Annotated in this window: 8 protein-coding genes; 1 reads left to right on the top strand and 7 read right to left on the bottom strand. The window is 38.6% G+C overall.

Annotated features, from left to right (window positions below):
• Positions 1–331: 331 nt before the first annotated feature.
• On the bottom strand, positions 332–643 hold the full coding sequence (locus tag J2Z32_RS18955) for a cupin domain-containing protein (protein ID WP_210090762.1): 312 nt from the start codon (positions 641–643) through the stop codon (positions 332–334).
• A 150-nt stretch (positions 644–793) separates the two neighbouring features.
• Here J2Z32_RS18955 and J2Z32_RS18950 point away from each other — a divergent pair, with 150 nt between their 5' ends.
• Positions 794–1,462 carry a Crp/Fnr family transcriptional regulator gene (locus J2Z32_RS18950; RefSeq protein ID WP_210090761.1) on the top strand — a complete coding sequence of 223 codons (669 nt, stop codon included), beginning with the start codon at positions 794–796 and terminating at the stop codon, positions 1,460–1,462.
• Between the two features lie 103 nt (positions 1,463–1,565).
• Here the strand turns inward: J2Z32_RS18950 and J2Z32_RS18945 are convergent, their stop codons facing one another.
• The 6 genes from J2Z32_RS18945 to J2Z32_RS18920 form a co-directional block, all read right to left on the bottom strand.
• A complete protein-coding gene (locus tag J2Z32_RS18945; protein WP_210090760.1) occupies positions 1,566–1,952 on the bottom strand; it encodes an OsmC family protein in 387 nt (128 codons plus the stop codon).
• Between the two features lie 6 nt (positions 1,953–1,958).
• On the bottom strand, positions 1,959–2,954 hold the full coding sequence (locus J2Z32_RS18940; protein ID WP_210090759.1) for an ABC transporter ATP-binding protein: 996 nt from the start codon (positions 2,952–2,954) through the stop codon (positions 1,959–1,961).
• Entirely contained in the window at positions 2,932–3,960 is a 1,029-nt protein-coding gene (locus J2Z32_RS18935) for an ABC transporter ATP-binding protein (RefSeq protein WP_210090758.1), read from the bottom strand. The genes J2Z32_RS18940 and J2Z32_RS18935 overlap by 23 nt, the downstream gene beginning before the upstream one ends.
• 54 nt (positions 3,961–4,014) lie before the next feature.
• Positions 4,015–4,917 (bottom strand): ABC transporter permease, encoded by a 903-nt coding sequence (locus J2Z32_RS18930; protein ID WP_210090757.1) that lies wholly within the window; start codon positions 4,915–4,917, stop codon positions 4,015–4,017.
• Between the two features lie 9 nt (positions 4,918–4,926).
• Positions 4,927–5,877, bottom strand: coding sequence for an ABC transporter permease (locus J2Z32_RS18925; RefSeq protein ID WP_210090756.1), 951 nt, complete (start codon positions 5,875–5,877; stop codon positions 4,927–4,929).
• Positions 5,878–5,969: 92 nt separating this feature from the next.
• Positions 5,970–7,562: an ABC transporter substrate-binding protein gene (locus tag J2Z32_RS18920; RefSeq protein ID WP_210090755.1), complete on the bottom strand. Its 1,593-nt coding sequence runs from the start codon at positions 7,560–7,562 to the stop codon at positions 5,970–5,972.
• Between the last annotated feature and the right edge of the window lie 119 nt (positions 7,563–7,681).

The following is a 7,681-nucleotide window of genomic DNA, read 5'->3' as shown; positions in this document are numbered from 1 at the left end:
ATTAGGGAATGAATGTACACCATTCGGAACCCAGCATACAGGAGGCGCTTTTTTTGTTCAAACCTCAAATTAATTCATTACAGGAATTGCTCCTAATATTTTAATTTAATTAAGGCTCATTATTTAAATTAGTGGTTGACAACATCCCAACCTAGCGGAGGGACAGAGGGATTCTGGAGAAGTGGAACGTTCATTTTTTAAAACCAGATTTCAACCCTCAAGTTGTCATAAAATAATAAGGAATCTGGTTTTAACATGATCGCAAGAACCCTCTGTTTTGTAGCCTTCCATCTCCAGCATTGTCAACGACTAAGTTTAATTAGCTCCTTAATTAAATGTGTACAAACTTACATTGACCGATGGCTTGTAATGTATGAAGCTCATTTTCTGGAATAATAATAGACTGCTCTGCTTGCAAAACAAACGATTGATTGCTTAGAATCACTTCTAGTGTACCTTCGAGCATGTATACTAATTTATCAGTAGGGGAGCATTCTGAGCTAATGCTTTCATTTTCAGCTAAAGCCAACAAAACAATATCTTTATCCTGCCCCAAGGACAAATGTCTACTATTGATCTGGTGCTTACGATATTGAACAAGCTCCTTGAGCGTAAATGGTTGCCCATTCTCATGTTTATTCAATGTCATTCTCCTTTCTAAGCATTGAATTTGAACCACTTATTTCATATAATAATTTCATATAGCAAGTGAGAATCCTTCTCAACTATTATTACAATAACAGGTTTCACATTAAAAATCCGTTGCCATGGCAACATGGAGGGTAGTGAATACATGAAAGATTATATGCCATTTTTTGAAAATACAGATTTATTTCGTGATTTCTCTACCGATGAGATCGTTGCGGCATTATCCTGCTTAGAAGGAAATATTCAGAAATATAAAAAAAAGGATATTTTATTTATGCAAGACAAGCCATTAACTGCTGTAGGTTTAATTTTGCGTGGTACCATATATTTAACGAAAGAGGATGCTTCAGGTGCCTTCTCCATTTTTTCAGAGCTGACGGATGGCGAGCTTTTTGGAGAAACAGCTCTTCTATTTGAACAGGAATATAGCGGGTATGGTGCGTATGCGGCAGATGATAGTGAAATCTTATTTATTCAGATGCAAAATATTACGAATCCAAGTGGTTCTTTATGTGCTATTCGTGGCAAGGTTATTGAAAACTTATTAGCATTGATCGTTAAAAACAATCGACTCCTTTACCACAAATTAGATATCGTATCTCATAAGTCATTAAGGCAACGTATTTTACATTATTTAGAGCTTCAAGCTCGTCGAAACCACTCCTCCTCATTTTCTATTCCATTTACAAGAGCTGATCTTGCAGATTACCTCACTGTAGACCGTAGTGCCTTATCCAGAGAGCTACGACGTATGGAGCAGGATGGACTTATCAAATATACAAAAAATAAATTTGAATTGATGCAGAAGGCTTAATAAGTTTTCTTTTTGACATCACAAAAACTCCCATCAAGGTAATAGTAGAGTTTTGTTTTTTGTACTGTCTACTATGATGGGAGCATATCAATTTAGAGTTTCGTTACACTTCCACAGCTTCAATTACTGGTGCATGTCTTAATGTGTTACTAATTGTGCAGATGCGCTCCACTTGTGTAATTAGCTTACTTTTATAGTCCAGATCAAGAATTGCTGGCAATTTTAGCTGAACATGAAAATGAGTAAACCTACTTTTTACACCAGGTTCTTTGGAAGCAATCACATCCACCTCAATTTCAGTCGGATCAATGTCAATCTCATCTCGCTCTAACAAATTACGTATTGTAATAGAGATGCACAGCCCTAGTGATGCCTCAAGCAGTTCCTTGGGATTTAAGCCATGCTGGTTAGGTGCATTTGAACCAATAAGCTGTAATCCTACCTCATTATATATTTCATTTTGATCGTTGTTGATTTTAATGGTTGTCATGTCTAATCATACTCCTTTAATTAAATGACAAGCTACTTTATGATGAGCGTTTCTTTGTTCTAAAACAGGTTTTACCTTTTTGCACATTTCAGTTGCCATTGGACAGCGAGTATGAAATACACAACCAGTTGGAAGAGATAACGGAGATGGAATTTCTCCCTGCAAAACAATTCTTTCCTTTAAACGGCTTTGAGTAATATCAGGAACTGCTGAAAATAATGCTTTCGTATATGGATGCTGAGGATTTGCAAATAAATCATCCGTCAATGCTTCTTCTACAATGGTTCCTAAATACATAATGCCAATTCGGTCGGAAATATAGCGCACTACACTAATGTCATGTGTAATAAATAATAATGTCAGCTTCCTGCTCTGCTGTAATTGCTTTAGCATATTTAAAATTTGTGATTGAATGGATACATCTAGTGCAGATACAGGTTCATCACAAATCATAATCTCCGGATTAACAATCAGTGCTCTTGCTAAACCTAACCTTTGACGTTGTCCTCCTGAAAACTCGTGTGGATAACGAAAATAATGCTCAGACTGCAGTCCTACAGCTTCTAAAATTTCAAATACTAATTGCTGACGTTGTTTTTTATTACCCATTTTATGAATGATTAATGGCTCTTCTAAAATGGCCCCGATACGCTTGCGAGGATTTAAAGAAGAAAAGGGATCTTGGAATACAAATTGAATATGTCTTCGCAATTTGCGTAATGCTGCTGTGCTGAGCTTAGTCAGATCCTGATTTCGATATAAAACCTGTCCCGCGGTTGCTGGCGTTAACCCTAATAAAGTACGACCTGTTGTGCTTTTCCCAGAACCAGACTCCCCCACCAAGCCATAGGTTTCTCCTTCATATAAAGCAAAACTAATTCCATTTACAGCATTGATTTGCTTTTTATTTTTTAATAAACTGCCAAAGGAAGACGATACAGGAAACTTTTTTTCTATCGAAATGACTTCCAGTAAAGGATCACGCGTTGATGTGGCTACCATACACCGTTCCTCCTTCATGGATGTGATTTATGGATGCGTAATGCCAGCACTTTACGCTATGTCCTTCTATTACTTGCTCCATAGGCGGTTCTGACTGCATACACTTCTCATCTGCAAAAGGACATCTAGTCGCAAAACGGCAGCCCTTAGGCACATTTAATAAGGAGGGGACTGTCCCTTTGATCACATTTAAAGGCTCGTCTCGATGACCATCCAGCTTTGGAATAGATTGAATCAAGCCTTGAGTATATGGATGAAGGGGAGTTGTAAATAACCTATCTGTCGTCGTATCCTCCACGATTTGCCCTAAATACATTACTTTTACACTCGTGCATGTTTCAGCTACAACCCCTAGATCATGAGTAATAAATAATACTCCCATACCTAATTGTTGATTAAGCTCAATAATAAGTTCAATAATCTGAGCTTGGATCGTAACATCAAGCGCTGTTGTTGGCTCATCGGCAATAAGTAGCTTCGGCTCACAAGCAATTGCCATTGCAATCATTGCACGTTGCTGCATCCCTCCTGACAATTCATGGGGATAGCTTTTGGCACGAAGCTCAGGAGAAGGAATTCCTGTCAACCTTAAAAATTCAATTGCTTTACGTGCGGCTTCTTTTTTTGACACCTTTTGATTCAGACGTATTCCTTCCGCAATTTGATTACCTATACTATACAAAGGATTCAAAGAGGTCAGCGGATCTTGAAAAATCATCGATATCTCATTCCCACGAATGTGACGCATTTGGGATAGTGGCAGGGACAAAAGGTTTTGCTCCTCGAACCATACTTTGCCTTCATAATCAACATGATCTGTGTGCTCAAGCAAACGTAAAAGAGATTGTGACATCACACTTTTGCCACACCCTGACTCTCCCACAATACCAACAATTTCTCCTTTATGGATTGTAAAGCTCACACCATCCACTGCGGTCATTTTTCCTCGTTCTGTATGAAAGTGAGTCTTTAAATCATCCACAATAAGGAGAGGCTGCTTGTTCATAATAATCCCCCCTTTTCTCTGTAGAAGCCTGATGATAATACGTAACAATATAATTTATTTTTTTAGCCTTTGCTTCACATGTGGATCAAGCAAATCACGTAAACCATCACCTAGTAAATTCAAACTTAACACAGAAATAATCACGGTTGCCCCAGGGAATACGACCATCCACCAAGCTTTATATATGACTAACTTACCCGCTTGCAAAATGTTCCCCCAGCTTGCTGCTGGTGCTGGAATACCTGCACCTAAAAAGCTAAGTGCTGCTTCAGAAATAATCGCTTCTGCAAATACGAATGTAGCTTGAACTAATAAGGGAGATAAGGCATTTGGAGCAATATGAAGCCAAATAATCCGTGTATGACTTGCCCCCTGCGCTTCCATCGCTTCGATGTAGGTTTGCTCTCGAATGACTAGTGCTGTCGAACGGACAACTCTTGCAATATTTGGTGTAAATACAATCGTTAAGGCAATAATCACATTTAAGGCGGAAGCACCAAGTGCAGCCATTAACGCAATCGCAAGCAATATGCCTGGAATGGCAATGAGGCCATCACAAATTCGCATTAATATATGATCTAATGTCTTATAGTAGCTTGCATATAAACCAATAATTAGCCCGAAGGTTGAGGAAATAGAAGCTACAACTAAACCTACTCCTATCGATACACGGGTTCCATACACCATTCTAGTAAATAAATCTCTACCAAATTCATCTGTACCTAACCAATGCTCTGAGCTTGGCATTTTCAAACGATCTATGATACTCATGTCAGTAGGATTCGTGGATATTAACAAGGGTCCAAATAAGGCAATTAGCAATAATATCACAAATAAAACAGCACCAATAATAAGTCCATAATTGGATTTTATCCGCTTAAATCGCAAATCACGTTGTTCTTTTTTTAACTGCTTTCGCAAATTAATCATGTATTCTTTATCCTGTACTGTATTCATAGAACCCTCCTATTTACGGTCCAAACGAACACGAGGATCTACAGCACCGTATAGTAAATCGATCAATAGATTGATACCAACATAAATCAATGTAACGATAAGCACTACACCTTGAATCACTGCAAAGTCTCTTCTCACAATTGAATTTAAAATAAGTTGTCCTAATCCAGGAATGTTGAAAATGGACTCTACCACTACTGCCCCCGTCACTAATGTTCCAAAGGTTTGGCCTATCACTGTCAAAATGGGTAAAAAGGCATTACGAAATGCATGCTTTAATACTACGCTGCTTTCACGTAAGCCCTTGGCTCTAGCCGTTTTTATAAAATTCACATGAAGTGTCTCCAGCATAGAGGAGCGCGTCATGCGTGTAATTAATGCGGCTTGAATACTGCCTAATGAAATTCCAGGCAATATTAAATACTGAATATGGTTCCAGAAACCGTTACTTAATGGCTCATATCCTGCTACGGGTAGCCACTGTAGCTGCACCCCTACAATCAGCATTAAAAACAAAGCAAGCATAAAGCTTGGAATGGCCATACCAAGTAATGAAATTCCCATAAATGTTACATCTATCAGTGATCCTCTTTTGTACGCTGCCATTATGCCAAATGGAATTGCTAAAATAAGTGCAACAAGCTGAGCCAAAATTGCTAATGACAATGTAGGTCCTACATGCTCTGCAATGGCATCAGCCACAGGCTGATGCATAAAAATAGACTCACCAAGATCACCTCTAGCTACATTACCAAGCCAATGTATATATTGCTCATAGATCGGACGGTCAAAACCAAGCTGTTGATTTAATGCCTGAATATCCGCTTGTGTTGCTTCCATACCAAGCATTGTAGCGGCAGGGTCACCCGGCGTTAAATGAATGATCATAAAAATGACAATGGTAACTACAAATAATACGGGGATGATAGATAAAATTCGTTTGAATAAATAAGCAAGCATAGCCCTCCCCCTTCAACTGCATGATGTGATATTAAACAAGTAGGATGCTTCAGGTTGCAGCTGCAGCCTGAAGCATCCTTGTTAGGGGGTCCTTATTTTGCAGCCTTCGCATTCCATACGATAAAGCTATCTTGTACTGCAAATCCTTCCACTGACTTGGTTGTAGCAATGACACTATTGTAATGTCCAATGACAGTTGCCGCGCCAAACTCATACAGGAATGATTGTACAGATTCCCATTCTTTTTTAGCTTCTTCAGGTGTAGCCGCTGCACGAATCGCAACAATGCCATCTTTCACCTTAGCTTGATCTAGTCCTGCCCAATCTGGAGTTACGACCAGCAATTGAGGAGGGGTTAATTGATAACCTGTGCTTGCTACAAATAGATCCCATTTACTACGATCGTTTTTGGTTTCAAGGAAGGTGGGGAAATCATAGTTTTCCACTTTAACATTGAATCCAACCTTTTTCAGTTGCTCTTGAATAACTAAAGTTGCAGTGTACATTTCAGCATAGTCTTTTGTCGTTAAAAGTGTAATTTCTTCACCTTTATATCCTGCTTCTTGAAGAAGCTGCTTCGCTTTGTCAGGATTATTTTGGTTATAGTATTCTTTTCCTGCTTCCGAAGCCCACTGTGCTTGCTTCAAGTTTGTATAGCCTGGAGCCAATGTATATAGATCAGGTTTTACATAGCTAGCTAGCATAATCTCATCATCGTTTAATGCAGCAAGAACAGCTTGACGATATTTCTCATTGGATGCCAATAAACCTTCTGTTGTGTTTAAAAATGCGGTTAATGCGCCTCCTGTATAGGACTCCAAAGCAATATTTTTTTCAGCGGCTAATTCATCATAGTTCTCAATTGGAATACTAGCTGCAACATCATATTTACCTGTCTTTATGCCTGCAATACGCGTAGATGCGTCAGAAACAAAATAGAAATATAGGTTTTCAGTTGGTGCTTCTTTTTTACCCGAATATCCACTTGCTTCTGTGTTTAGTGACTTGTAGTCTTTATATTTTACTAGATGAATATATTGGTCTTGCTTCCATTCCTTAAATTCATAAGGGCCTGTTCCCACATATTCCTTCAGCCCATCAGCAGTAACTGCATCTGCAATTTCCTTAGGCATAATAGCAGGGAACTGAGCATGAGAAGCAAGTAAAATCAAAACATCAGAGGTTGCTTTTTCTACTACCAGCTTGACTGTATATTCATCTACCTGTTCAAACTTAGCATTGGCTAATAGCGATTTCGCACGTGAGGAGGTAACAAGCCAACGATTCATGGATGCCACTACATCCTCTGCTTTCATCTCTTTGCCATTATGAAAGGTAACCCCTTTCCGAAGTGCAAAGGTATAAGTTAGACCATCTTCACTTACCTTTACAGACTCTGCAAGTTGAGGTACTGGCTCATAATTTTTATTTAACGTATACAACTGTTCAAAAATATTACCTGCAGTATCGAACGTGACGGCAGATACAGTTGCGGCTGGATCCAGTGTTGGAGGCTGTGCCGTAATCGCAATGTTTAATGTATCTTTGTATTCTTTTGTAACTGTCCCAGAATCTGTACTTGGTGTGGAGTTATTAGCGTTATTTGTACTTGCTTTTCCACATGCAGCCACAACCAGCGACAAAATTAATACGACAGACAATAACCCAATTCTTTTTAGCTTCATGTTCCATCCCCCTGATGTGAATTAATCCCCATTTAACTTATCGGAATAATGATTAAAAAGAATATATTATAGTTGCTTTAAACTGTCAATCATAAATTTCAAAATGAAAGAATCAAAAA

It is taken from the genome of Paenibacillus turicensis (genome assembly GCF_017873435.1).
Lineage (GTDB): Bacteria > Bacillota > Bacilli > Paenibacillales > Paenibacillaceae > Fontibacillus > Fontibacillus turicensis.
The sequence above is the reverse complement of the archived record's forward strand: the minus strand, read 5'-3'. Positions and strand labels throughout refer to the sequence as shown.

Bases quoted from the DNA above. Each gene is read 5' to 3' on its own strand.
- J2Z32_RS18945 (WP_210090760.1), bottom strand. From the start codon at position 1,952: ATGACAACCATTAAAATCAACAACGATCAAAATGAAATATATAATGAG.
- J2Z32_RS18930 (WP_210090757.1), bottom strand. From the start codon at position 4,917: ATGAATACAGTACAGGATAAAGAATACATGATTAATTTGCGAAAGCAG.
- J2Z32_RS18940 (WP_210090759.1), bottom strand. From the start codon at position 2,954: ATGGTAGCCACATCAACGCGTGATCCTTTACTGGAAGTCATTTCGATA.
- J2Z32_RS18925 (WP_210090756.1), bottom strand. From the start codon at position 5,877: ATGCTTGCTTATTTATTCAAACGAATTTTATCTATCATCCCCGTATTA.
- J2Z32_RS18935 (WP_210090758.1), bottom strand. From the start codon at position 3,960: ATGAACAAGCAGCCTCTCCTTATTGTGGATGATTTAAAGACTCACTTT.
- J2Z32_RS18950 (WP_210090761.1), top strand. From the start codon at position 794: ATGAAAGATTATATGCCATTTTTTGAAAATACAGATTTATTTCGTGAT.
- J2Z32_RS18920 (WP_210090755.1), bottom strand. From the start codon at position 7,562: ATGAAGCTAAAAAGAATTGGGTTATTGTCTGTCGTATTAATTTTGTCG.